This is a genomic window from Streptacidiphilus sp. PB12-B1b, assembly GCF_014084125.1.
Lineage (GTDB): Bacteria > Actinomycetota > Actinomycetes > Streptomycetales > Streptomycetaceae > Streptacidiphilus.
This window is the reverse complement of record NZ_CP048405.1, coordinates 5,364,708-5,388,697: the sequence shown is the minus strand read 5'-3', so window position 1 is coordinate 5,388,697 and position 23,990 is coordinate 5,364,708. Positions and strand designations below refer to the sequence as shown.

Annotated in this window: 23 protein-coding genes; 17 read left to right on the top strand and 6 right to left on the bottom strand. The window is 73.2% G+C overall.

Annotated features, from left to right (window positions below; translation table 11 throughout):
• Window positions 1-684: 684 nt before the first annotated feature.
• Window positions 685-1,620, bottom strand: coding sequence for a JmjC domain-containing protein (locus GXW83_RS23550; RefSeq protein ID WP_182445046.1), 936 nt, complete (start codon window positions 1,618-1,620; stop codon window positions 685-687).
• A gap of 106 nt (window positions 1,621-1,726) precedes the next feature.
• Window positions 1,727-2,215, bottom strand: a complete 489-nt coding sequence (locus tag GXW83_RS23545; RefSeq protein WP_182445045.1) for a hypothetical protein — start codon at window positions 2,213-2,215, stop codon at window positions 1,727-1,729.
• Window positions 2,216-2,560: 345 nt separating this feature from the next.
• Here GXW83_RS23545 and GXW83_RS23540 point away from each other — a divergent pair, with 345 nt between their 5' ends.
• The 14 genes from GXW83_RS23540 to GXW83_RS23475 all read left to right on the top strand — a co-directional run bounded on the left by GXW83_RS23540 (window position 2,561) and on the right by GXW83_RS23475 (window position 16,952).
• Window positions 2,561-3,568, top strand: a complete 1,008-nt coding sequence (locus tag GXW83_RS23540) for an LD-carboxypeptidase (RefSeq protein ID WP_225447205.1) — start codon at window positions 2,561-2,563, stop codon at window positions 3,566-3,568.
• Window positions 3,552-4,022 (top strand): hypothetical protein, encoded by a 471-nt coding sequence (locus GXW83_RS23535; protein ID WP_182445043.1) that lies wholly within the window; start codon window positions 3,552-3,554, stop codon window positions 4,020-4,022. Before GXW83_RS23540 ends, GXW83_RS23535 begins: the two co-directional genes overlap by 17 nt.
• Complete coding sequence (locus tag GXW83_RS23530) at window positions 4,015-5,259, top strand: hypothetical protein (RefSeq protein ID WP_182445042.1); 1,245 nt, start codon at window positions 4,015-4,017, stop codon at window positions 5,257-5,259. The genes GXW83_RS23535 and GXW83_RS23530 overlap by 8 nt, the downstream gene beginning before the upstream one ends.
• Window positions 5,260-5,312: 53 nt before the next feature.
• Window positions 5,313-7,388 (top strand): aminotransferase class III-fold pyridoxal phosphate-dependent enzyme, encoded by a 2,076-nt coding sequence (locus GXW83_RS23525; RefSeq protein WP_182445041.1) that lies wholly within the window; start codon window positions 5,313-5,315, stop codon window positions 7,386-7,388.
• Window positions 7,385-7,984, top strand: coding sequence for a trans-aconitate 2-methyltransferase (locus GXW83_RS23520; protein ID WP_182445040.1), 600 nt, complete (start codon window positions 7,385-7,387; stop codon window positions 7,982-7,984). Before GXW83_RS23525 ends, GXW83_RS23520 begins: the two co-directional genes overlap by 4 nt.
• The gene (locus GXW83_RS23515) at window positions 7,981-8,772 is read left to right on the top strand and encodes a carbohydrate deacetylase (protein WP_182445039.1); all 792 of its coding nucleotides are present in this window, start codon (window positions 7,981-7,983) and stop codon (window positions 8,770-8,772) included. Before GXW83_RS23520 ends, GXW83_RS23515 begins: the two co-directional genes overlap by 4 nt.
• The gene (locus GXW83_RS23510) at window positions 8,763-9,821 is read left to right on the top strand and encodes an asparagine synthetase A (RefSeq protein WP_225447204.1); all 1,059 of its coding nucleotides are present in this window, start codon (window positions 8,763-8,765) and stop codon (window positions 9,819-9,821) included. The genes GXW83_RS23515 and GXW83_RS23510 overlap by 10 nt, the downstream gene beginning before the upstream one ends.
• Before the next feature lie 8 nt (window positions 9,822-9,829).
• Complete coding sequence (locus GXW83_RS23505) at window positions 9,830-10,711, top strand: phytanoyl-CoA dioxygenase family protein (protein ID WP_225447203.1); 882 nt, start codon at window positions 9,830-9,832, stop codon at window positions 10,709-10,711.
• Window positions 10,712-10,834: 123 nt separating this feature from the next.
• Window positions 10,835-11,677, top strand: coding sequence for a class I SAM-dependent methyltransferase (locus GXW83_RS23500; RefSeq protein ID WP_182445038.1), 843 nt, complete (start codon window positions 10,835-10,837; stop codon window positions 11,675-11,677).
• Window positions 11,674-12,441 carry a class I SAM-dependent methyltransferase gene (locus tag GXW83_RS23495; RefSeq protein WP_182445037.1) on the top strand — a complete coding sequence of 256 codons (768 nt, stop codon included), beginning with the start codon at window positions 11,674-11,676 and terminating at the stop codon, window positions 12,439-12,441. The genes GXW83_RS23500 and GXW83_RS23495 overlap by 4 nt, the downstream gene beginning before the upstream one ends.
• Before the next feature lie 54 nt (window positions 12,442-12,495).
• Window positions 12,496-13,755 carry a cytochrome P450 gene (locus tag GXW83_RS23490; RefSeq protein WP_182445036.1) on the top strand — a complete coding sequence of 420 codons (1,260 nt, stop codon included), beginning with the start codon at window positions 12,496-12,498 and terminating at the stop codon, window positions 13,753-13,755.
• Window positions 13,752-14,735 carry an aminoglycoside phosphotransferase family protein gene (locus tag GXW83_RS23485; RefSeq protein WP_182445035.1) on the top strand — a complete coding sequence of 328 codons (984 nt, stop codon included), beginning with the start codon at window positions 13,752-13,754 and terminating at the stop codon, window positions 14,733-14,735. The genes GXW83_RS23490 and GXW83_RS23485 overlap by 4 nt, the downstream gene beginning before the upstream one ends.
• A gap of 194 nt (window positions 14,736-14,929) precedes the next feature.
• On the top strand, window positions 14,930-16,480 hold the full coding sequence (locus tag GXW83_RS23480; RefSeq protein ID WP_182445034.1) for a methionine--tRNA ligase: 1,551 nt from the start codon (window positions 14,930-14,932) through the stop codon (window positions 16,478-16,480).
• Between the two features lie 265 nt (window positions 16,481-16,745).
• A complete protein-coding gene (locus GXW83_RS23475; RefSeq protein ID WP_182445033.1) occupies window positions 16,746-16,952 on the top strand; it encodes a hypothetical protein in 207 nt (68 codons plus the stop codon).
• Window positions 16,953-16,979: 27 nt separating this feature from the next.
• Here the strand turns inward: GXW83_RS23475 and GXW83_RS23470 are convergent, their stop codons facing one another.
• The 3 genes from GXW83_RS23470 to GXW83_RS23460 form a co-directional block, all read right to left on the bottom strand.
• Window positions 16,980-17,426 (bottom strand): hypothetical protein, encoded by a 447-nt coding sequence (locus GXW83_RS23470; protein WP_182445032.1) that lies wholly within the window; start codon window positions 17,424-17,426, stop codon window positions 16,980-16,982.
• A 74-nt stretch (window positions 17,427-17,500) separates the two neighbouring features.
• The gene (locus tag GXW83_RS23465) at window positions 17,501-18,586 is read right to left on the bottom strand and encodes a helix-turn-helix transcriptional regulator (protein ID WP_182445031.1); all 1,086 of its coding nucleotides are present in this window, start codon (window positions 18,584-18,586) and stop codon (window positions 17,501-17,503) included.
• A gap of 378 nt (window positions 18,587-18,964) precedes the next feature.
• Window positions 18,965-20,563: an AMP-binding protein gene (locus GXW83_RS23460; protein ID WP_182445030.1), complete on the bottom strand. Its 1,599-nt coding sequence runs from the start codon at window positions 20,561-20,563 to the stop codon at window positions 18,965-18,967.
• 560 nt (window positions 20,564-21,123) lie between these two features.
• On the opposite strand from GXW83_RS23460, the gene GXW83_RS23455 reads away from it, so the two are divergent.
• The 3 genes from GXW83_RS23455 to GXW83_RS23445 all read left to right on the top strand — a co-directional run bounded on the left by GXW83_RS23455 (window position 21,124) and on the right by GXW83_RS23445 (window position 23,311).
• Window positions 21,124-21,621 carry a helix-turn-helix domain-containing protein gene (locus tag GXW83_RS23455; RefSeq protein ID WP_182445029.1) on the top strand — a complete coding sequence of 166 codons (498 nt, stop codon included), beginning with the start codon at window positions 21,124-21,126 and terminating at the stop codon, window positions 21,619-21,621.
• Window positions 21,622-21,737: 116 nt separating this feature from the next.
• Window positions 21,738-22,262: an SRPBCC family protein gene (locus GXW83_RS23450; protein WP_182445028.1), complete on the top strand. Its 525-nt coding sequence runs from the start codon at window positions 21,738-21,740 to the stop codon at window positions 22,260-22,262.
• Window positions 22,262-23,311 carry an LLM class flavin-dependent oxidoreductase gene (locus tag GXW83_RS23445; RefSeq protein ID WP_182447518.1) on the top strand — a complete coding sequence of 350 codons (1,050 nt, stop codon included), beginning with the start codon at window positions 22,262-22,264 and terminating at the stop codon, window positions 23,309-23,311. Before GXW83_RS23450 ends, GXW83_RS23445 begins: the two co-directional genes overlap by 1 nt.
• 455 nt (window positions 23,312-23,766) lie before the next feature.
• Here the strand turns inward: GXW83_RS23445 and GXW83_RS34920 are convergent, their stop codons facing one another.
• Window positions 23,767-23,901, bottom strand: coding sequence for a hypothetical protein (locus GXW83_RS34920; protein WP_255431319.1), 135 nt, complete (start codon window positions 23,899-23,901; stop codon window positions 23,767-23,769).
• Window positions 23,902-23,990: the final 89 nt, after the last annotated feature.

Here is a 23,990-nt window from a genome sequence, read left to right as displayed (position 1 = left end):
GTCGGTCCGCCCGGCGTGGTGGGCTCACGGGCGGTCGTCAGTGCCGGGGGGTGCGCAGTGCCCTCCCGGCGGCCTCCGCCGCCCGTCCCGTGCAGCGCCCCTCCCGGGCCGCCGGACGAGCCGGGACGGTCCGGGAGGGCGTGCGGTCAGACGGGGGAGCCGTCAGATGCAGGCCTTGTCGACGTGCACGCCGTGGCCGCCGACGATGTCGTCGAGCTCCTCGTCGGACAGGGCGGCGATGTCGACCTGGGTGTTCTCCATGGCTTTCTCCTTCTGCTGGTGACTGGTTTCTCGCAGGCGCACGGAATCCAACAGCGGTTCCGGCCCGGCGAATGCACCGCCGCGGATTGCGGTCGGTGCTGAAACGACATTAGCGCCGGGTCTCGAAAAGAAACAAGTGGCACTTCGAGAAAGGGACTCCGCCCGGTTTCTTTCGGGCGGCACCAAGCGTGCTCACAGGGTGTCAAATGGGACATAACGGGTCAATAAAAGGGATGTTTCGGTCCTGTCCGTCTCGCCGGCGAGACAGTCGGAATGGGCCCATCGGAATGCGGCCGAGGCATTTTCTGGAAACACGAAAAAGCCTCCGACTGCGCAGGCCGAACGCTTTCCAGGAAAAGGGAGAGGGTTCGGTGTGCGCGGTCGGCGGCGCCGGTGGTCGTGCAGAAAGCGATGGGCGGGGAATCAGGGCGTCGAATCGCGGTCCGCCCAGACCTGGGCGGCGGCGGCCAAGGTGAGCCGGGGCGGCGCGGGCGGCGCGGTGTCGCGGTGCCGGGCGCGGTCGAGCAGGTCGCGCGGGGTCAGTTCGGCCAGCGAGCGGCGCGTGTGGTCGAGCAGTTGCTCGGCGACGGCCAGCAGGGCGTCCTCGCCGAGCGGCCGGGGCGCCAGTCTGAGCCCCGCGAACAGCAGCCGCTGCAGTGCGCGGTGCAGTTCGACGGTGCCGGCCTCCCGGACGGTCAGCGACAGGTGCACCGACAGGCCGCCGTCGCCGACCGCCTGGTGGGCGAACCCCCGGGGGATGTAGAGCACTTGGCCCTGGCGCAGGGTGGTGCGCAGCACCTCGGCCGGCTGCGGCCCGTCCTCCAGGACGGAGCCGGGGCCCCAGGCGGCGTCGCCGGGCCCCTCGTGCACCCGCCAGCTCTTGCTTCCGGCGACCTGGAACACCAGGACGTCGGCGTCGTCCCGGTGCAGCGGCAGCCCCTGGTGCCCGGCGGGGGTGACGAAGTAGAACGCCTCGATGGGGCGCCCCAGTTCTCCCGAGAGCGCCCCCAGCATCGCCGCGGTGGGGGGATGCCACTGGTCGATGTTCCGCAGCAGCAGGGTCGCGCCCTGTTCCAGCAGGGCGCCGATCCTGGCAGGGTCGGCGAACCCGGCGTGCGCGGTACGGCTCACCTGGCGGGTGGTGGTGTAGGCGTCGGCGGCCAGCGGCGTCGAGGCGTTGGTCATCTCGATGTACGGCTCGCGCAGCAGGCCGCTGGACAGGGCGCCGTCGGCATCGGCCAGGGTGAACGGGCTCAGGTCCCGGTCCGGCGGGTCGAAGACGCCCGGCAGACGGTTCCAGTACGAGGCCAGGAAGGTCTCGGTGTCGCCCACCCAGCGGGCAAGAGTCGGCGCGTGCAACAGGGTCTCCTCGGGTGTGTCGGCTCGTTCATGCTTGTCCGGGCGCCGGCCCGTGCCCAGTCACGGATGCGCGGTACCGCCTTGCCGGACGGGCTCCCGGGGCAGGTCAGGTACGGCCCCAGCGCTCCTGCGCGGTGTGCAGCGGCGCGCTGGACGCGGCCCAGCGCGCCTGCTCCACCGGCCAGCCGGCGGCGCGCAGCACCGCGACGACCGCGTCGTCGTCCTCCACCACCAGGGCGACCTGCCGGAGCCGGGCCAGCTCTCGCAGCCAGCCGGCCTTGAGGGCGCTGGCCGGGCTGTCGTCGTCGTCCGGGCGCATGTACAGGCGTCCGGCGGGCAGTCCCTGGGCGGTGAGCCAGGCGGTGGTGGTCGCGCGGATGCGTTCCGGCCGCCCGGTGAACCAGACCACCTCGTGGGTCCGGCGGGCCTCGGCCACCCGGTCCACGCCCTGCGGCAGCGGCGTGTCGCCCGCCGCCCGGGCGAAGAACGCCTCCCAGTCCGGCGGGGTGGCGGACAGGTGCGGCACGCGGTGGGCGACGTCGGCCACCACTCCGTCGATGTCGAAGACGGCCCACGCGGGGCGGGTCCGGGTCACGCGGCTCCTCCGGAGGTGTCGGGGCGGCGGTCGGCCGCGCAGTCCGGCGCGATGCCGAACCCCGCTCGCTCCGACGGTGCCATGCCGGGCGGTCGCCTCCCAGTCACGGAAAGCCGTGACCGTCCTTCCGGCACCCCGTCCGTGGCGTTCGCCGAGGTGACCGGCACTCCGGTACCACCGAGTCGGGACTGGGAGCGGAGCCCCGGCTGGCCAACGATGGTGGGGACGGCGCGAGCACCAGGCAGGCCGCTCGTCGCAGCCCCCGAACGGCGTTGATCTGGAGGAGTCATGCGTGTTCTCCCTGAGGCCGGTCCACCGCGACCGGATGCGGGGAGCCCCGCCCCCGTGGCGGGGAGTCCGCTGCTCCTCCCGCCCCGGCTGCGCCGGGGCGACCTGGTGGCCGTCGCCACGCCGTCGGCGGGCGTGGCCACACCCCGGCGGCTGGCACGCGGCGTCGAGGCCCTGCGCGGGCTCGGGTACGAGGTCCGGGTCGGCCCGCTGGCGGCCGACGGCGTCCGGGACGCGACGCCCGCACAGCGGGCCGAGGAGCTCAACGGGTTCTTCCGGGACTCCGAAGTACGCTGCGTTGTCGCCTCGTTGGGCGGCCTGACCAGCAATGCCGTACTCGACTCGCTGGACTACCAGGCGCTGCGCGCCGACCCCAAGATCATCGTCGGGTACAGCGACATCACCACCGTCCTGCTGGCGGTACGGCGCAGGACCGGCCTGGTGACCTTCCACGGCCCGACGCTGCTGCCCGAACTGGCCGAGTTCCCCGAGGTGCTCCCCTACACCCGGGACGCCTTCCTGGACGCCGTGGCCCGGCCGCGACCGCTGGGCCCGCTGCGGCCCGCCGGTGAGCGCACCGAGGAGCTGCTCTCCTGGGACCAGGCCGACGACCGACCGCGGCGGACGGTCCCGGGCGACGGCTGGCAGTGGCTGCACACCGGCACCGGCCCGGCCACCGGCCCGCTGGTCGGCGGCAACCTGGAGACGATCGGCCTGCTGGCCGGAACGCCGTACTTCCCCGACTTCTCCGGGACGGTCGTCTTCCTGGAGACCACCGCCACCGACCTGCGCGGCGTCGAACGGGCGCTGACCCAGCTGCGGATGACGGGAGCGCTCGACCGCCCGGCGGCCGTGCTGCTCGGCCGGTCGTTCCGCGCCCCCGACGGCTTCGAGGCCGCACTGCGGCAGAAGGTCGGCGAGGCCACCAGGCGCTGCGGCGTCCCGGTGGTGGCCGGACTGGACATCGGCCACAGCGACCCGATGCTGACGCTGCCGCTCGGCGTGCGGGCCCGGGTCGACGCACGGACCCAGACCGTCGAGGTGCTCGATGCCGCTGTCCGGTGACACTGCCCTGCGCGCGGTCGCCGACATCATGCGCCGGCACGGCATCGAGGAGATCCTCGAGGTGCCCGCGGTACCGGCCGCCAGCGGGCTGCGCTACCGCCGATCGGTCCTCCTCGACCCCGGGGACGAGCCCTGGTACCTGCGGACCTTCGGCACCGACTTCGAGATCGTCCCGGCCGGCCGGCCGCGCCGGGGCCCCAGCCGTTGCTACTCGGTCGGCCGCGACCTCGACGAGCAGGGCGAGCGCGAGGGGCTGCTGCTGGTCCAGGCGTTCACCGACGACCGGGCCGCGGCCGAGGGCCTGGCCAGGTCACTGGTCGGGGAGCTGTCCGCCCTCGCCGAGCAGGTGGAGGGCCGGACGGACCAGGCGCGGCAGCGCCCGTGCTGCTGGGTCGCCGCACGGCTCCCCGCCGACCGGCACCGCGCCGCGGAGGGTGGGGCGCCCGATGCATGACACCCTGTACCACCGCGCGCTGGTCGACGCGGGGATCGTCGCCCAGGGCGGCTTCGGCAGCGGCATCACGCCGTGGCGCGGCCTCGGGCTGGGCGTGGCCCGGCGGATGGTCGACACCTTCGTCGAGCAGGTCGGCCGGGACTTTCCGGTGGCCCGCACCGAGCACCCGTTCCTGAACCGGCGCGACGCCTACGAGCAGGTCTTCCCGCAGTACGCCAACATCTACCGGCTGCCCGCCCCCACGCAGGTCCAGCCCGACTGGGTGCTGCGCGCGGACAACCTCCACCTCAACGTCGAGTGGCTGCGGTGGCACCGGCACCAGGGGCCCGTGGTGGCGACCGGCGGCCTGCTGCGGCAGCTGCGCGGCTCCGGCACCCCGCTGTTCCGCGAGCGCTACATCTGGCCCGCGGTGCAGCTGAACCACCTGCTGCCGGCGGGCGAGGGGGCAGCGACGCTGGAGGCCTACCGGCAGGTGCTGGAGCGGACCTTCGCGGCCTTCGGGCTGCCGGTGCTGACCATCGCCACGGACGCGCTGTCCTCCTACGGCGAGGTGTGCCACCTCACGGTGTCCTGCCTGCGCGACGGCCGCCCGACCGTCCTGGCGACGACGTACCTGATGGCCTCCCGCTACCGCGAGGCGCTGGGCGTCACCGGCGATCTGGTGGACATCGGCTTCACCGGCAAGGTCCTCGCCCTGGTCAGCATGCACCAGCTCGACCGGGGCGGGCTCGGCCTGCCCTCGGTACTGGCCCCGGTGCAGGCCGGGATCCTGGCGCCGCAGGGCGCCGCGGGCCTGGACGCCTGGACCAGCAGCCTGGGCGGCATCCGCACCCAGCGGATCGCGGTGGCCGGCGACGTGCCCTTCCGCAGGCGGCGGGCCGAGCGCGGCCTCGCCCGCACCGGGACGCCGCTCGCGTACGGCGTACGGCCGGACGGCAGCTGGCGGGTGGGGCGGCGCGCGCCGTCCTGCTACGCGGCGACGCCGCCGTTCCCGGACGCCGACGCCGTACGGGCCGAGCTCGGCGCCTACGACCGGCGCCAACTGGACGCGGCCCGTGCCCGGTTGCGGCGCAGCGTGGAGGGCGGCGGACTGGTCCGCGGGGTCTGCGACGGCTGCGCCGCAGCGCGCCGGGTGCCCGTGTTCGGCCGGATGGTCCCGCGCCGACGGGCGCGCTGCACGCACTGCGCCGCCCCCGGCAGCGACCACTTCGTCAGTGAACAAGGCCGTTTCTACTAGCCGTGATCCGCGCCAGTACTCGCGGAAATCCCGCATACCGAAAGGAGGTTGTGATGCCCGAACCCGTAGCGGTCCCCGCGTCGGCCACGATCGACGTCACCACCACGTCGGTGGGGCGCGACACCGCGCTGCGCACCTTCACCAGTTTCTTCGAACACGTCACCTTCAGCGGGTCGTTCCGCGTCCTGGTCACGGTGGACCCGGCCTACGCGGTGTCGCCCGAGGAGCGTGCCCGTACCCTCGCCTTCCTGCGGGACCTGCGGGCGGCCGACCCCCGGGTCGCCGAGGTCGTGCTGGAGGAGTTCCCCCGCCAGGTGGGCCTCCCGGCCGCGCTCGGGGTGCTGCTCTCCCACCTGGCCTCGCCGGTCGGCGTCCACCTGGAGGACGACTGGGAGTTCACCGGCCCGATCGACCTCGACGGCCTGATCGAGGACCTGCACGCCTGCGAGGCGACCGAGATCGTCCTCGGCAACTCGCACACCGCCCGTGGCGGGACCTTCGAACGCCCCGGCGAGGCCGCCGGGGTGACCGGCACGCGGGTGCCGCTGGTCCGGCTGGACCGGTCGAGCTGGGCCGCGCACTACCTGCCGCTGAGCCCGCACGTCCACCTGACCCGGCGCTGGGCGCCGGTGGTCGCGCGGGCCCTGGCCACCACCGACCCCGGCCTGTGCGTCGACGAGCGGATCCGCGAGCAGGTGTTCGCCGAGGGCGGCTACGACCGGCACCGGGTCCACTGGACGCGCGCCGTGGTGGCCCACGACATCGGCCGGGCCTGGCTCGCCGGGCGGGGGCAGCACCGCTCGCTCACCCCCGAGCACCTGCGGGCGGTCCCCGGCGCCGAGGCGCTGCCCACCGCCCGCACCGCCCCGCTGGACCTGCGCCGGTCGGCCGAACTGCGCCGCCGCGCCGAGCTGGTGACCCCGGGCCTGACCCACACCTTCCAGAAGCGGCCGGAGAACTTCGCCGACGGCCACTACCCGGTGTACCTGGAGCGCGGCAGCGGTGCGCTGGTCCGGGACGTGGACGGGCAGGACTACGTCGACTTCGTCTCGGCCCTGGGCGCAGCGACCCTCGGCTACAACCACCCGGTGGTCACCAACACGGTCAAGGAGAGGGCCTCCCGCGGCCTCGTCCTGTCGCTGCCCACGCCCGCCGAGGTCACCGCCGCCGAGCTGCTGGCCGGGACGGTCCCGGGCGTGGAGATGGTCCGCTTCCTCAAGACCGGCGCCGAGGCCGTCGCCGCCGCGGTCCGGCTGGCCCGGCTGCGGACCGGCCGGGACGAGGTGCTGCTGGCCGGGTACCACGGCTGGCACGACCAGTTGATCGGGGCCAGCCCCGGAGTCCCGCAGTCGCTGCTCCCGCTGTCCCGCCGGGTGGAGCTGCACACCGAGCAGGACGACGCCCGGCTGCTGGCGGATGTGGCGGCCGCCGGCGGCAGGCTCGCCTGCGTGGTCCTGTCCACCCCCTACCACCGCAGGCTCACCGCCGGGTTCCTCACCGCGCTGCGGGACGCCTGCCACGGCAGCGGCGCGCTGCTCGTGCTGGACGAGGTGGTCACCGGGTTCCGGCTCGCCCCCGGCGGCCTCGGCCACCACCTGGGCGTCCAGGGCGACCTGGTCTGCTTCTCCAAGGGCCTGGCGGCGGGCGCGCCGCTGGCCGCGGTCGCCGGCCCCCGGCGGATCATGGCGGACTTCGCGCAGCTGCGGGTCTCCAGCACCTTCGCCGGGGAGACCGTCTCGCTGGAGGTGATGAAGGCCGCCCTGCGCCACTACGCCGCCAGCGACTACTACCCGCGCATCGCCCGGCTCGGCGAGCGCCTGCGCGAGGGCCTCAACCGCGCCGCCGAACAGGCCGGTCGGGGACCGGTCGCGGTCGGCTACGACCCGATGCCCTGCCTGCGCTTCTCGGCGGACCCGGCCGAGCACGCACGCAGCGCCGAGGCGTTCCTCGCCGGTATGGCGCGGCGCGGCGTGCTGCTGCGACGGGACGTCAACTTCCTCACCGACGCCCACCGGGACGAGCACGTCGACTTCGCGCTGGCTGCGGCCGCGGAGGTCCTGGCCACCGGGCAGTTCCGCGCGGCAGCCGCCCGCCCGGGCGGCGCCGCCGCAACGGGGCCGCGCTCATGACGCCCCGGGAGGCCGTGCGGCAGGTGCCGGAGACCAGCCGGGACGAGTGGGAGGAGCAGTACCGCTCGGGCCGCTGGGACTACCTGGCCGGGGGCCCGGAACAGGCCCGCTACGCCGCGCTGTGCGAGCACATCCTCACCGCCGGGGCCGCCGCCGTCCTGGACGTCGGCTGCGGCACGGGCGTCCTGCGCGACTGCCTGGGCACCCGGTTCACCGGGCGGTACGTGGGCGTCGACTGGTCCCACGCCGCACTGGCCTCACGCAACTGCGGCCCCGGCGAGACGCTGATCTGCGCGGACGCCTCCAGGCTGCCGCTGCGCGGACGCTTCGACGCCGTCGTGCTCAGCGAGGTCCTCTACTACCTCGACGAGCCGCTGGCCGCCGTCCGCCGGATGCTCGACCTGGTCGCGCCGGGCGGGCAACTGCTCATCTCGCTCTACCAGCCGCCCGCCGACCGGCACCCCGGCTGGCACGCGCTGATGGCCGACCTGGACCGGGGCGTGCGCTCGCTCAGCGGCACGGCGCACCAGTTGGTGACCGGCGGCGGCCGACGCCGCTGGCTGCTCTACGTGCTCACCCGGGAGGCCCAGTCATGACCGAGCGCACCGAACGCATCCTGGTCGTCCAGGCCGACGACTACGGCATGTGCCCCGCCGTGACCGACGGCATCCTGGCGGCCCACCGGGCCGGGGCGGTGACGCAGGCGTCGGTCATGGTCCCGGCGCCGGACGCGCACCGCGCGATGTGGCTGGCCCGGCGCCGGGGCCTGGTCCTGGGCGCCCACCTGGTGCTGGCCTGCGAGTGGGAGGGGCTGCGCTACCACCCGCTCACCCCGGCCGGAACGCTGCGGGCGCCGGACGGCGGATACCTGCCGGGGATCGCCGAACTGCGGGCCGCCGGCGCCGACCCCGGCGAGGCGCTGGTCGAACTGCGCGAACAGCTGAGGGTCATGGAGGCGGCCGGCATCCGGCCGCGGCACTGCGAGTCGCACGTGGGCGTCTTCGATCCGGACGTACTGGCTGCGGTCAGCGCGGAACGCGGGCTGCCCTGCCGGGACGACGTCCCCGCCCCCGGGGTGCCGATGGCGCTGGACTCGCTCTGGCACCTGTCCACCCGCCCGCTGGAGTCCAAGACCGACGACCTGCTGGCCCACCTGGCGGCCCTGCCGCCGGGGACGCACATGGTGGTCGCCCACCCGGCCGCCGACCGGCCCGAACTCGACACCCTCACCGACCCCGGCTCACGGCGGTGGAAATGGGCGCGGCCCATCCGGGTGAGCGACCTCGCCACCCTCCTCGACCCCCGCTTCCACGAGGCGGTCACGCGCCTCGGGATCACCCTCGCTCCCCTGCCGGCGAAAGGAAACCTGCCGCAATGTCCCTGAAAGCGATGTCCCCCTCGGCCGCGCCTCCCGAGGCGGCCGACGGAACGCTGACCCCGCCCGGCTCCTGGCGCGAACCCGACAGCCACTTCCTCACCGTGCTGGACAGTGCCTGGTACGCCGCGCTGCTCGACCTCCAGGACACCATCACCTCGGCCACGGTGGGCTTCTGGACCGAGCGCGGCGTGCGCTTCGGCCACCTGCCGGTGACCACCGGATCGGTGTCCTCGCCGATGGGCCTGGGCAGCGACTCGCTCCCGGTGAAGGTCGACCTCTTCGGTGCGCCGACGTACCTCGCCGACTCGATGCAGTTCAGCCTCGAATACCTGTGCCGGCTGTCGCCGCGCGGGGCCTACTACCTGATGCCGTCGTTCCGCGGCGAGGCCCCGGACGCGACGCACCTGTGCCAGTTCTTCCACAGCGAGGCCGAGGTCCCCGGCGGCCTGCCCGAGGTCATGACCCTGGTGGAGGAGTACCTGCGGCACCTGGTCGCGGAGCTGGCCGCCCGGCACGCGGACCTGATCCGCGCCGCGGCGGGCTCGCTCGACCACGTGGAGTCGCTGCTCGACCGTCCCCGCCCGTTCCGGCAGCTGACCTTCGACGAGGCGGTGGCCGGGCTGGAGGACGACCCCCGGTTCGTCGTCCACGAGGACGGCTGGCGCAACCTCACCCGGGCCGGTGAGCGCGCCCTGATGGACATGTTCGGCGACTTCCTCTGGATCACGCACTGGGACGCGCTGGCCGTGCCGTTCTACCAGGGGCAGGACGCCCGGGGCCGGGCCCTCAACGGCGACCTGCTCTTCGGCCCCGGCGAGGTCGTCGGGGCCGGTGAGCGGCACGTGGGCCCGGTCGAGCTCACCGACGCCCTGCGGCGCCACACCGTGCCGGCCGAGGACTACGACTGGTACCTGCGGATGAAGACCCGTGCGCCGCTGCGGACCGCGGGCTTCGGCATGGGCGTCGAACGCTTCCTGATGTGGCTGCTGGGCCAGCAGGACATCCGGAACCTCGAACTGCTGCCGCGCGTCAACGGCCGCACCATCCTGCCCTAGGAGCGGCCGTGCACCCGCTACGAGACTCCTCCGGCGCCCTGGCGGACGCCGGGGAACTGCGCGACCGGCTGGCCGACGACGGCTACCTCTTCCTGCCGGGAGTGCTCGACGCCGCCGAGATCGGCGCCGTCCTGGCCGAGCTGCGCACGGCGCTGCACGGCGCCGGGTGGCTGACCGACCCGCAGGGGCTGGTCGCGGAGCCGGGCCCCGGCTTCCGCGCCGAGTCCTTCGGGACGGTCTACCCGGCGGTGCTCCGGCTGGAGAGCGTCCACCGGCTGGCGTTCACCCCGGTGCTGTGGGGGCTCGTGGAGCACCTGTTCGGCGAGGAGGTCTTCTGCCATCCGGCGCGGGTCGTCCGGCTGGCGCGGCCGTCCGCGCGGCCGGGGGAGTACGCCACCCGGGCCCACCAGGACTTCGTGGTCCAGCACGTGAGCACCGACGCGCTGACAGCATGGATCCCGTTCACCGGCTGCGACCCGGGCAGGCAGGGGCTGCGGCTGATCCCGGGATCGCACCGGGAGGGGCTGCTGCCCACCGACGCCGCGCTCGGCGGGCGCCGCCCGCTCTACCTGCCGGTCGCGCCGCAGGACCCGCGCTGGGCCACCGCCGACTACGCGCCGGGAGACCTGGTGCTCTTCCACAGCCTGACCGTGCACGGCGGCGGCCCCAACGACAGCGGCGAGCTCCGGCTCTCCGCCGACGTCCGCTACCAGCCGCTGGACGAGCCGTTGCGGGCGGAGTTCGCGCACCCGCACGGCTGGCCGCTCACCCCGGACTGGGACGAGCTGGCCGCCGACTGGTCCACCGACGCGTGGTACCGGCTCGACGACCGGGTGCGCCTGCTGCCCATGCCCCCGGCGTCGACTACGGCGCGTACCTCGCCGGGCTGACCCCGCCGCCCTCCCGGCTGCTGGCCCGTCGCCCCCAAGGGCCGCTGGCCGCCGGAGCCTGAACCGCCCACCCCGGACCGGGACACGAAGCCCCGGTCCGCACCACCAAGAAGGAGAATCCCCATGTCCCTGATGACCCAGAGCGAATTCGACACGTTCTTCGAGCCCTACGCCGGCAACGTCGAGGGCTTCTACGAGGCCACCTACTGGCACCTCGCCGACGAGGTGATCAAGGAGCTGATCCGCCGCCACCTCGGCCTGCAGCCCGGCCAGCGCGTGCTGGACGTGGGCGGCGGCACCGGCCGCTGGGGCATCTGGCTGGCGGGCGAGTTCGGCGTGTCCGTCACGGTCGCGGACAAGTCGGCCGACATGCTCCGCCAGGCGGAGGCCAACCGGCTGGCCTCCCCGGTCGCCGACTCGGTCGAGCTGGTCCACTGCGACATCGAGAACGCGCCGGAGCTGGCCTCCGAGTCCTTCGACGCGGTGATCAGCACCTACGGCGTGCTCTCCTTCCTGGACGACCCGGCCGCCGCGTTCGCCACGATCCAGCGCGTGATGCGCCCGGGGGCGGCGGGCTTCCTGATGAGCCACTCGCTCTCCAACGCGCTGTCCTCCAAGATCCTGCGGGACGGCGCCGGGGCGGCGGAGCTGGCCGAGATCCAGGCCACCCGGACCGTGAAGTGGTCCGCGCACGTCCCGTCGCTGCGGCTCTACGACGCCGACGAGCTGCGCTCCCTCGCCGCCGGGGCCGGCCTCACCGGCGAGCGGGTCTTCGGCGTCACCTCGCTGGCCCTGCCCGGCGCCGAGGACTTCGGCTACCCCTACGACAGGATCAGCGACATCTCCCGCGCGCTGGAGGACAAGGAGTACTTCGCCACCGTGCTGGGCCTGGAGCTGGAGGCCAGCGAGCACGACAGCTGGGCCGAGCGCGGCACCAACCTGGCGATCAAGGTCCGGCGGCCGTGAGCACCACCGCACCGCTCGCGCCCTACGACGCGCTGTCGGCGGTCTACGACCGGTGGACCGCCGAGAACGACTACGCCCGGTGGGCCGCCCACCTGGCCGACCGCTTCCGGGCCCACGGCCGGGTCCGCCGGGTCCTGGACGTGTGCTGCGGCACCGGCAGCATCACGGCCCTGCTGCAGCAGCAGGGCCTGGAGGTGGTCGGCGTGGACGGCTCGGCGGGCATGCTGGAGCAGGCCCGCTCCCGGACCGCGGTCGGCACCGAGCTGATCGAGGCCCGGCTGCCCGGGGCCATTGCGGCCGCTGACGCCACGTTCGACGCGGCGGTCTGCTGCTTCGACAGCGTCAACTACTTCCGGCCGGAACACCTGGCGGAGCTGTTCGGCTGCGTCGCCCGGCTGGTGCGCCCGGGCGGGCTGTTCGTCTTCGACGTCAACACCCGGCACAAGCTGGAGAGCCTGCTGGGCAACAGCCACTACGGCGACGACCTGGGCGACTTCGCCTACGTGTGGCGCAACCGGTACCACCCGGAGGAACAGCGCTGCGACTTCTCGATCAGCCTGTTCACCCGGTCCGAGGAGGGCTTCGCCCGGCAGCCGGAGCACCACAGCCAGTGGTGGTTCTCCGCCGAGGAGATCCGGTCGGCTGCCCGGGCCGCCGGATTCGAGGTGGCCGCCGTCACCGACGACTACCGGGAGCAGGCCCCCGGCCCGGAGACGCTGCGCGAGACCTGGACGCTGGTGCGTGCCCCGGCCCCGTCCGGCTGAACGACCGACCTGCGCCGACGCCGCCCCACCGACCACCGAGAAGGGATCTCCCGTATGCCCCATCCCGATGACGCAGCGGCGTCGGCGCAGCAGGCGGCGACGCCCGCCGAGGAGGCGGGCCGCCCGTTCGTCCTGGACGACCCGCTCGGCTGGTTCGACCAGGCCAGGGACAGTACTCCGGTGCTCTGGCACCCCCGGACCTCCTCCTGGTACGTCACCCGCTTCGACGACGTCTGGAACCTGCTGCTCGACGACCGGTTGGGCGCCCGCAGCCCGGACCCGTTCCTGCGCACCCTGCCCGCCGCGCAGCGGGAGGCGGTCCGACCGCTGGTGGACTTCCTGTCCCGCTGGCCGATGTTCCTCGACCCGCCCCGGCACAGCGCGGTGCGCCGGGTGATGCGGCCGGCCTTCACCACCGCCGAGGTGACGCGGGTGGCGGGCGTCGTCCACGACAGCCTGCGCACCCACGGCGCCCTGCGCACCGCCCCCGGCACGGACCTGCTGGACACCCTCCTGCGGCCCTCCTGCCGGGCGGCCCTCAGCGCGCTGCTCGGTGTGGCCCCGGACGACTTCCCCCGGCTGGTGGAGTGGTCCGAGCGGCTGATGGGCTTCGTCGGCCGGTCCCGGATCGACGCGGCCCTGGTCGCGGCGGCCGAGGAGGCGCTCGCCCAGTTCACCGAGTTCACCGGGCAGACCCTCGCCGTCGAGGCCAGCCCGCTGGCCCGCGCCGTCGGCGCGGCCGTCCGCGAAGGGCTGCTGGAGCCCGCGGACGCGGTCGCCGTCTACGCCCAACTGGTCACCGGGGCCCTGGAACCGACGGTCACCGCGCTCGCCACCGCGCTGGCGGCCCTGTGCCGGGGGCCGGAGTACCGGCGCGGCTACCGCGCCGACCCCGGGGGCTTCGTCAACGAGGCGGTCCGGCTGGCGACCCCCTTCCACTTCGCCGCCCGCCGCGCGCTCTGCGACCTGGAGCTGCGTGGGCAGCGCATCCCCGCCGGGGCCCGGGTGGTCCTGGTGCTGGCGGCGGCCAACCGCGACCCGCAGCGGTTCCCCGACCCGCTGGACTTCCGCTGGGACCGCGGGGGCGCGCACGTGGCCTTCGGCCGTGGCCGCCACGCCTGCCTGGGCGCCCTCGTCGCCCACCACACCATCCGTCCGGTGCTCGACGCCTACGTGGACGGCCTCCCGGATCCGCAACCGCTGGACATCCGCTGGCACGTCACCATGGGCATGCGCTGGCCGCTGGACGTCACCGTCCGGCCCGCCGACCGCCCCGGCCCCGAGGCGTCGCCCAACCGGGAGGCAGCACGATGAGCCCCCACACCGGGGGCGCGGCGGACGCCGGAATCCCGCTCGCGCACACCGTCCGCCGTCCGTGGACGGACCTGCCGGCCGAGGTGCGGGCCGCCGTGGAGCAGCGGCTGGGCTCGCGGGTCACGGCCGCGGTCGACCAGACCGGGGGCTTCTCCCGTGGCACCGCCGCCCGACTGCGCTGCGCCGACGGCTCGCGGGCCTTCGTCAAGGCGGTCACCCGCGAGGGCGACCCGTTCACCGTCGCCCTGGCCGAGCGGGAGGCGTCCGTCGCTGCCGCGTTCACCCCCGAACTCGGCCTCCCGGCACCCGCGTTCAGAGGGGTGGTCGACCAGGGGGGCTGGCTGGCGCTGCTGTTCGACGACATCGAGGGGCACATTCCGGCGGTCCCGTGGCGTCCGGACGAACTGGCCCTGACGCTGACCGCCCTCACCGCGCTCAGCGAGCGGGCCACGCCGAGCCCGGTGCCCGACCTGCCCGTATGGGGTGGCGCGCTGGGGGAGTGGCACGGCTGGAACCGGCTGCTCGCCGACGAGGACCCGCTGGCGGACGTCCCCGCGTGGGCGCGCCGCAACAGCGCCCGGCTGGCCGCCGCGGAGCAGTGGTTCCCGGCCGCCACGGCGGGCGACACGCTGCTCCACTCCGATCTGCGCTCGGACAACATCCTGGTCTCCGGCACCGAGGTGACCTTCGTCGACTGGGCCTGGGCGGCCCGGGGACAGCCCTGGATCGACCCGATGGTCTTCGCGCTGTGCGCGGCCGTCCAGGGCCACCCCGACCCGCAGTCGGTCCTCCTGGCCCACCCCGCGGGCCGGGCCGCCGACCCGGCCGCCGTCGACAGCGCGCTCGCGGCCCTGGCCGGCCGGTTCGTGGTGAGCGCCCGGCAGCCCGCCACCTGGCAGACCGCTCCGGTGCGCGCCTTCCAGCGGGCCGAGGCAGCCGCCTGCGTCCGCTGGCTGCGCGCCCGGACCGGCTGGTCCTGAGCGCCGGTTCCGAAGGCATCAGCCGTCTGCGCCGGGCGGCAATCGCGCCCCTGGGCACGGGATTGGGCTTTTCAGCCAACGAGTTGCCGACCGGTAGGATCGACCGCGGTCGGGTCGAAGTGCCCGCGCGCAGCCGCGTCCCGCCCCCGTTCCGTCAGTGGCTGGCCTCAGCCGTTTCTTTCCCAGAGGAGACCATGTCCGCCGCGGCGTTCATCTCAACGACCATTCCGTACGTCAATGCCCGTCCGCACCTCGGACACGCGTTGGAGTACGTCCAGACGGACGCGTTCGCGCGGCACGCGAGGTACCGCAAGGACGTCTTCTTCCTCAGCGGCTCGGACGAGAACAGCCTCAAGAACGTCCTGGCGGCCGAACGTGAGGGCGTGACCACCCGCGAACTCGTCGACCGCAATGTGCAGTACTTCGAAAAGCTGCTCGCGGCGTTGAGCATCGACACCAGCGACTTCATCCGCACCAGCGTCAGCGCGAAGCACATCGCCGGAGCCACCGAGTTCTGGCGCCGGATGGACGAGCGCGGCGACATCTACACCAAGGACTACGAGGGCCTCTACTGCGTCGGCTGCGAGCAGTTCTACAGCCCGGCCGAGCTCGTGGACGGGAAGTGCCCCGACCACCTGACGGTTCCGGAGCGGGTGAAGGAGCACAACCACTTCTTCCGGCTGTCGCGCTACGGCGACCAGCTGCTGGAGGAGCTGACGGCGGGCCGCCTGAAGATCTACCCCGAATCCCGGCTGAACGAGGTGGTCGGCTTCCTGCGGTCCGGGCTGGAGGACATCAGCATCTCCCGCTCGGTCGAGCGCGCCCGGGGCTGGGGCATCCCGGTGCCCAAGGACGAGGACCAGGTGATGTACGTCTGGATCGACGCCCTCACCAACTACATCAACGCGCTCGGCTGGAACGACGACAGCGACGAGTACCGGCGCTTCTGGGCCGAGGCCGACCAGCGGGCCCACGTGGTCGGCAAGGGCGTCCTCCGCTTCCACGCCGTGTACTGGCCCGCGATGCTGCTCTCGGCCGGACTGCCGCTGCCCACCGAGGTGGTGGTGCACGGCTACATCACCACCGGCGGCCAGAAGCTCAGCAAGAGCCTGGGCAACGCGATCGACCCGATGGACCTGCTGGAGCAGTACGGCCAGGACGCGCTGCGCTACCTGCTGCTGGCGGACTTCTCCCCGTTCGGCGACGGCGACTTCAGCGAGGAGCGCCTCGTCGTCCGGTACAACACGGATCTCGCCAACGCGCTCGGCAACCTGCTCAGCCGGATCACCGCGATGACCGTCCGCTACCGCGACGGAGTGGTCCCGGCGTCCGGCCCGCTCGGCGCGCCCGAGGAGGCGCTGCTGGAGCAGGGCCTCGCCAGCACCCGCGAATCCGACGCCGCGATGGAGCGGTACGACCACCGCGAGGCGCTGGCCCGGATCTGGGACCTGGTGCGCCGCGCCAACGCCTACGTCGACGAGCGGGCGCCGTGGCACCTGGCCAAGGCCGCCGAGCAGGGCGACCAGCAGGCCGCCCAGGACCTGGACACCGTGCTGCACCACGGCTACCGGGTGCTCCAGCGGCTGGGCGTGCTGCTGCGCCCGTTCATCCCGAACGCGGCCGAGCGGATGCTGCTGGCCCTCGCCGAGGACCCGGAGGCGCTGATCGCGGACCTGGCGGTCGACCCGGCCGGCCGCAGCGTGGAGAAGGCGCCGCCGCTCTTCCCCAAGCTCGAACTCGCCTGATCGGGGCGACGGCCGTCCGCGCCGCAGGCCCAGGGTGTCCTCAGCCCCTGGGCCTGCGGTTTCGACGGCGGCCCACCGCCGAGCGGGGTGATCTGTCGGATTCGTCGGTCTTCATGCTATCTGTCCCCCTGCCGCCTTCGTGCCAGGCAGGTTGTTGAGGCCGGGCAGTCGTGGCGGTTTCGTTCGTACCAGGTCAAGCTTGCCGGCAGACAGCACGTACCGGCTCTCCGCAGGAGCAGCCGTCCGATGATTCAGGAGAACTGTGATGGCGCGTCCGTCCTCGACCGCGCGGCTGATGGTGGCCGCAGTACTCACCGGCCTGCTTGCCTTCACGGCGCCGGCAGCGGTGGCAGTTGCGGAGACCCCTCAGCCGAACTCCTCCCGGACGAGCCCCGCCGCCGTGGAGGGACATGACGTCCTGTCCCACTGCCTGCCCGGCCACCAGTGCAAGGACACCTCCTGGGGCGGCTGAGCCCGGTGCGGGCGGCCCCGAAGCGGCTCAGGCCGGGACGAGCCGGGTGATCAGCGAGCGCGAGCGCGTGGCGGGCTCGCTCTGCCAGGCCCAGTCGACCGGCACGTAGAGCACCTCGCCCGCCCGCAGGCACCACCGCAGGGCGGCTGAACGGCCGCCCCCGGCACGGACGTCCAGCCGCCACAGGGTGCTGCCCCCGGTCTGGTGGACCAGCAGGTGCCCTTCGGCGACCCCTCTGCCCGACGGGTCGTGTCCCCCCTGCTGCAGGGCCAGGCCGGTTAACCGGCTGATGCCCGAGGCCAGTTCGCGGTGGAGGAGCGGGTCGGCCCGGGCTCCCAGCGCCGGGTGGTCGTGGTCGGGCCACAGGACCCCGGGGGCCCGGTCCAGGTGGACCGAGAGGAAGAAGGCCAGTTCCTGCAGATGAAGCGCTGCCGGGTCGCCGTCCGGCTTCCTCGCTTCCTGCCCCATGTCCATCCGGCTGCCCCTCCTGCTCGCGGGTTCCCAGCATGGTCCGCCTGCGACAGGCTGCCCAGCCCCGAGAAAGTGGTTCAGGATATCCGGGACACGGAGGCGGGCACAGGGAAGTCCGGAGACGGCGAGTCGGGGCAGGGCTGCTCGGAGAGGTCTGCGCCGAGCAGGCCCCGCAGGGCGGCCTGCGCACCGGCCTGGAAGCGGCTCGCAGCGTCCAGCTCCTCCATGATGCCGGCGATGTGCCGACGGGCCGTCCGCAGCGACATCCCCAGCCGACGGGCGATGGCCTCGTCCTTGAGGCCCGCTCCGAGCAGCTGGATGATGGTCTCGTGGATCTCGCGGGCGACCTCCTCCAGCCCCTGGCTGGCGGCGTCGGCGAACGGCGTGGCCCGCTCCCAGGTCTGCTCGAAGAGGTCGCACAGGTAGTCCACGGTGCACGGCTCCCGGATCATGACGGCGCCCCAGCTGTCGCCTCGGACCGGGATGAAGGCCAGCTCGCGGTCGAAGACGATGAGCCGTCCGAAGAGTTCGTGCGCGGTGCGGTACTGGCCGCCGAGGGCGGTCGCCGCCGCCACGTAGGCCTGGCTGGGCCCGTTGAAGCGGGCCGTGTGGTGGTAGAGGGTGCGCAGCTGGATGCCGCGCTCCAGCATCGCCCGATCCCGTACCAGCGCCTCCTGCATCGCTTCCGGCACCCGGGCGCCCCCGCCGGGCTGGCAGGCGAGCACCTCCTTGCTGCACTCGTCCGAGGCCCGGTTGAGGGCGTTGCGCACATCATGGACGTTGGCGAGGACTTCGAGGGACTCGGTGCGCGAGCGGTGCCGGTGGTAGGACGGCACGAAGCCGCCGAGCCGCTTGCGCATCGCGGCGAGCTGCTGCTCCTGCTCCCGGATCTGCGCCTCCACGGGAGCCGCGAGGCGGCCGATGGCGGTGTCGGGCCCCACCGCGAGGACGATCGCCGGGTTGGCCGGGCTGACGTGCAGCAACTGGCTCCGCAGCAGCCGGTCCACGCTGAGTTCCACCGCCGACGGCGTGACGCCGACGGCGGCGGCGACCTCGTCCGGATCGGCCGACTGGTGTTCGAGCGCCCAGCCGTAGACGGCCAGGTCGACCTCGTCAAGCGCGTGCGCGGCGCGAAGTGCCGCCGTGTAGTCCGGATCGTTCATTCCTGCCTCAGTTGCTCTGCGTCAAGTCGTGCGGCGCGAGGCTCGCATCCCGTGGTCGATCGTCCCCGCCTCCTTGTCTGTCGGCACAGAGCACACGGAGCGGGCACGCGGTTTCGTTCAGCGACGGGCCCTCGGATCGGGCAGACCCTGGGGCACGTAACCTAGTGCACAATTATCTTGTACACAATCTACTCCTTCCGGTCGAGCGGCGATCGCCCCGCGCGACAGCGGCCCGGCCCCGTGGGAAACCGGGGCCAGGCCGCTGTCGACCACAAGGGTGGCCCATGGGGTGGGGGGAGGTATATCCGTCACATGACTGGAAATGCCCGGGGCCTCTCCTACGCGGTCAGCAGACCCGCGGAAGGACCCTGGCGCCGGTCATGGCGTCAGCTCCCTTTCCCGCAGCTCGCTGCGGAGTATCTTTCCGGCCGGCGACTTCGGGATCCGGTCCAGGAATTCGACGAGTCGGATCTTCTTGTAGGGGGCGATCCGCTCCGCGACGAATGCCTGGATCTCCTCGGCGCAGAGGCCGGGCTGCGCCGGGTGGCGGACGACGAATGCCTTGGGCACCTCCTCGCCGTCGTGCTGCGCCCCGATCACGGCGGCGTCGGCGACGGCGTCGTGGGTGAGCAGCAGCGCTTCCAGCTCGGCGGGGGCGACCTGGTAACCGCGGTACTTGATCAGCTCCTTGAGGCGGTCGACGACGTGGAAGGCCCCGTCGGCGTCGACGGTCACGATGTCGCCGGTGTGCAGGAAGCCGTCGGCGTCGACCGTTTCACCGGTCGCCTCCGGGTTGTTGAGGTAGCCGCGCATGATGTTGGGTCCACGGCACCACAGTTCGCCCCGGGCGCCGGGCGGGACGTCCTCGCCGGTCTCCGGGTCGACCACCCGGGCTTCCAGGCTCGGCATCAGCAGGCCGATCGATCCCCGGTCGAGGTCGGGCCGGTCGACCGGGATGCCGTGCAGGACCGGGCTGGACTCGGTCAGGCCGTACGCCTGGATCACGGTGGTGCCCATCCGCGCGGCCAGCGCCCGGGCCGCCTCGCCGTCCAGGGGGGCCGCGGCGCTCATGACCAGCCGGACGCTGCTCAGGTCGTGCTCGTCCACCAGCGGGCTTTTGCGCAGGGCCAGGGCGATGGGCGGGGCGATGTAGAGGTGGTCGATCCGGTGCTCCTCGATCGCGGTGAGGAATCCGGACAGATCGAACCGCGGCATGGTCACGATGCGGGACCGGTGGTGCAGGGCGGAGTTCATGATCGCGGTGATGCCGTAGATGTGGGACAGCGGCAGGACCGCCAGGACCCGCGAGTCCGCGTCCTGCCGGTGCAGCGGCTTGGCTTGGAGCATGCTGGCGACCAGGTTGCGGTGGGTGAGCATCACCCCCTTGGGCAGGCCGGTGGTGCCCGAGGAGTACGGCAGCGCCGCGAGGTCGTCGCCCCCGATGAGGATCTCCGGGGAGGGCGCCGTGCTCGCCAGGAGTTCGTCGAAGCCGGTCTCGCGGACCGCTCCCGGTGCGCCCTCGCCCGGCCCGAGCACGATGATCTCGGCCACGCGGACGCCGTCCTCGGCCACCGCCGCGCGAGCCCGGTCCAGGCAGCCGGCGGAGGTGAACAGGAACCGGGCGCCGGAGTCGCGGAGCTGGTGGGCCAGTTCGGCCGGGGTGTAGAGCGCGTTGGCGGGCGAGGCGACGGCGCCGGACGCGAGTACGCCATGGAAGACCACCGCGTAGTCCGGACAGTTGGGCGCGAAGATGGCCGCCACATCACCGCGACCGGCTCCCCGCTCGGCCAGGGCTGCCGCGACCCGGTCGACGGCGGTGGCCAGTTGGCCGTAGGTGTAGCCGCGTCCGTCGGTGTCGATGACGGCCGGACGGTCGGCGAGCCCGTCGGCGGCGTCGGAGCCGAGACCGCCGAAGAGGAACGCCGGCAGGCCGGTGTCCGGAACGGTGATATCGGGATAGGGACTGCGGATGACCATGGACGCTCCTGGGTCTGAACACATGCGGTGCGGTGGTGCACTGACGACGCGGTTGCGGGCACGGTGGCGGGGGAGGGGCGGGAACTCGTCGTCGTCCGAACCGAACGGGATGCCGAGCGCGGTGAACTCCCCGACCGGGAGCCCCAGTTCCTGCGGCCCGAGAACGCTTGACCTGCTCGGTGCCCCGTGGTTGCACCAAGCCCCTCATGGTGGCCGCGTACCCGCTCTGAGCTGAATAGTTGCGTAGATGGATTCACTCGTCAAATGTGAGACCGGCGGATTTTCATGTGAACCGAAGAGGGTCCGCCATACGTTGCGTTGACCGTCGAACAGCTCGAACTGGCCCGGACGGTCGAGGCGGCATTCCTGTCTGACGTCCAGTCATATTGCTTTTCTCCGGCCTGGGACGCCTGCCCGCAGACCCTCGACCGCACGTGATGCCGCCGAGGCGGCGACGGCCGACTGCAGGTCCACGGCGGTGTCGGCTTCGCCTGGGGGCACCCCGTTACCGGCTCCGGCCTGCTGGGTTTCGTCGTGATACGGACCGTATGCTGGTATCCATGAAACGGACATCCTTTGCGCACTGGCCCTGCTCGATCGCGCGCACCATGGATCTGCTCGGCGACTGGTGGACGCCGCTGGTGCTGCGCGAGGTGTCCTACGGGATCCAGCGGTTCGACGCCCTCCAGGAATCCCTGGGCATCGCCCGCAACACGCTCAGCGACCGGCTGCGACGCCTGGTGGACGAAGGACTGCTGGAGAAGCAGCCCTACCAGACCGACCCGGTGCGCTACGACTACGTGCCCACCGAGAAGGGCCGCGACTTCTACACCGTGCTGCTGGCGATGAACCGCTGGGGGGACCGCTGGCTCTCCGGCGAGGCGGGGCCGCCGGTGACCCACTACCACGACGTCTGCGGGCAGGAGAGCCACGCCAAGGTGGTCTGCGCCGCCTGCGGCGAGCCGATGACGGTCGAGAACGCCCACCCCCGGCTCGGCCCGGGCTACCCGCCCCATCTGGCCAGGCGACCGGAGATCCGGGCGCGGTTCGAGGACTGATCCAGGGCCCAGGAGCAGCGCCCTGGGTTCTTGACAAGTGAGTCTATCTAAACAACCTTTGTGGTCATGCCCCTATCTGATGGGGCCTTCGGCAGGGATGAGGAGGCCGGTCGACGATGGAATGGGCGGGCGCGCGCTATGCGGACAAGCCGACGGTCGAGGTGTCGATCCGGATCGGCGCCCCGCCGGAGCGGGTGTGGGCGCTGGTGTCCGACATCGGGCTGATGCCACGGCTGAGTGCGGAGCTGGAGTCGGTGGAGTGGTTGGACGGGGCGACCGGCCCCGCGCTGCGGGCCCGGTTCCTCGGCCGCAGCAGGCACGAGGCGCTGGGCGAGTGGGCGACCACCTCCCACATCGTGGAGTACCAGCCGCCGCGGGTGTTCGCCTGGGCGGTCCAGGACCCCGAAACCCCCTCGGCAATCTGGCGGTTCAGCCTCGAGCCCGAGGACGGCGGCACGCTGCTGCGCCAGTGGGTGCAGTTGGGGCCGGGCCGCTCCGGCCTGTCCTTCGCCATCGACCGGATGCCGGAGAAGGAAGAGAAGATCGTTTATGTCCGCCTGCGGGAGTTCGAGGCAGGCATGACCGCCACCGTTGACGCGATCAAGAAGCTGGCCGAAGGCGCCGGAGAGGCAGGGGCATGATGCGTACGGCGACCACGATCGAGGCGTCCGGCGGCAGTTGGCCGGAGACGGTGGACTTCGTCACCGAGGCCGAGAAGCTGGGCCTGGACATCTGCTGGGTGGCCGAGGCCTGGGGTTCCGAGGCGCCGTCGCCCCTGGGCTACCTGGCCGCGCGGACGGAGCGCCTGCTGCTCGGCTCCGGGATCATCCAGCTGGCCACCCGCAGTCCGGTGGCCATCGCCCGGGCGGCGATCACCTTGTCGAACATCTCCGGCGGCCGCTTCCTGCTCGGACTGGGACCGTCCGGTCCGCAGGTCATCGAGGGCCTGCACGGGGTGCCGTTCGCCCGGCCGCTGGCGCGGACGCGGGAGACGGTGGAGATCGTCCGGCAGGCGATCGCCGGTGAGAAGATCTCCCACATCGGACGGGAGTTCACCATCCCGCTGCCGGGCGGGGACGCCCGGCCCATGCGGCTGTCCATGCGCGCCGAGCACGACATCCCGCTCTACCTGGCCACGCTCTCGCCGAAGATGCTGCACCTGACCGGCGAGGTCGCCGACGGATGGCTCGGCACCAGCTTCGTGCCCGAGGGCGCCAAGGAGGCGTACTTCGACCACCTGGACGCGGGCCTGGCCGCAGCCGGGCGCACCCGGGCCGACCTGGACGTCTGCCAGGGCGCCGAGGTCAACTTCGCCAGGGACGAGGACGAGCTGCGGGCGCTGGTGGCCCCCCGGAAGAAGGAACTCGCCTTCAGCCTGGGCGGGATGGGAACGGCGGGCGCCAACTTCTACAACGACGCCTACAGCCGCCAGGGCTGGGCCGAGGTCGCGGCCGAGGTCCGGCAGCGCTGGCAGGCCGGCGACCACGACGGCGCGGCCGGGCTGGTCACCGACGAGATGGTGCTGGGCACCACGCTGATCGGCACCGAGGACATGGTGCGCCGACGGCTGCGGGTGTGGCAGCAGGCCGGGGTCGACACCGTCCGGTTCTATCCCGCCGGGGAGACCCTGGACGCCCGGCTCACCACCCTCGCCCGGGCCCTCGACCTCGTCCGCACCCTGCAGCACTGACCGGGGCGGGGCCCCGGGCCCCTGGGGCGGCCCGGCTCGGCCCCCGGGGGCGAGGAAGCGTGACGACCGGGGGCTGTGCCGCCCCATGGCCCCGACGCCGCCCGCCGAGGGGTAGTAGTCAGGCCCGGCCGACGACCCGGATCGGCCGGTTGGGGCCTGTCCTCCCACCCGCGTGCGGTGCGTGGGTAGGCCCCGCAGGGCTGCCCTGCTCCAGGGCCGTAAGGCTCTCCCGGTGCTCGCCCGGGATCTGCTGGCGCGAGCCCGTTCCCCGTTCGCAGCGGTGCGGTCCCGGCGCACCCCACGGCTGGTGTACGAAGCGCAGCGCCGGGCGTTGTCGCATCGCTCCAGCAGGGCGAAGTGGAAGGTCCAATGGGCGGTGATGGTGCCGTGTGCGCCCCCGGCCTCGGCGGCGGCACGCTGGGCGCGCGGAGCGCGGCGCACATGGCCGCGATGCCCTACGGACGCAGCGGGCCCGTGGCGAGCGCCTTGGCCTCGGCCGCCCGTAGTCGCCGGAATCGGGAGATCCCGTCCACGCCCTCGGGGCGCAGCTCGGCCACGGTGAACCCCTGTCGGGCCCGGTAGCTGACCATCCCCTCGCCGACCAGGGCGTTCAGCGCCGCTCAGACCTCCGGCGGCGGCGTTCCGCCGGACCGCAGTGGTGCCACCTCCGGCCGCCCGC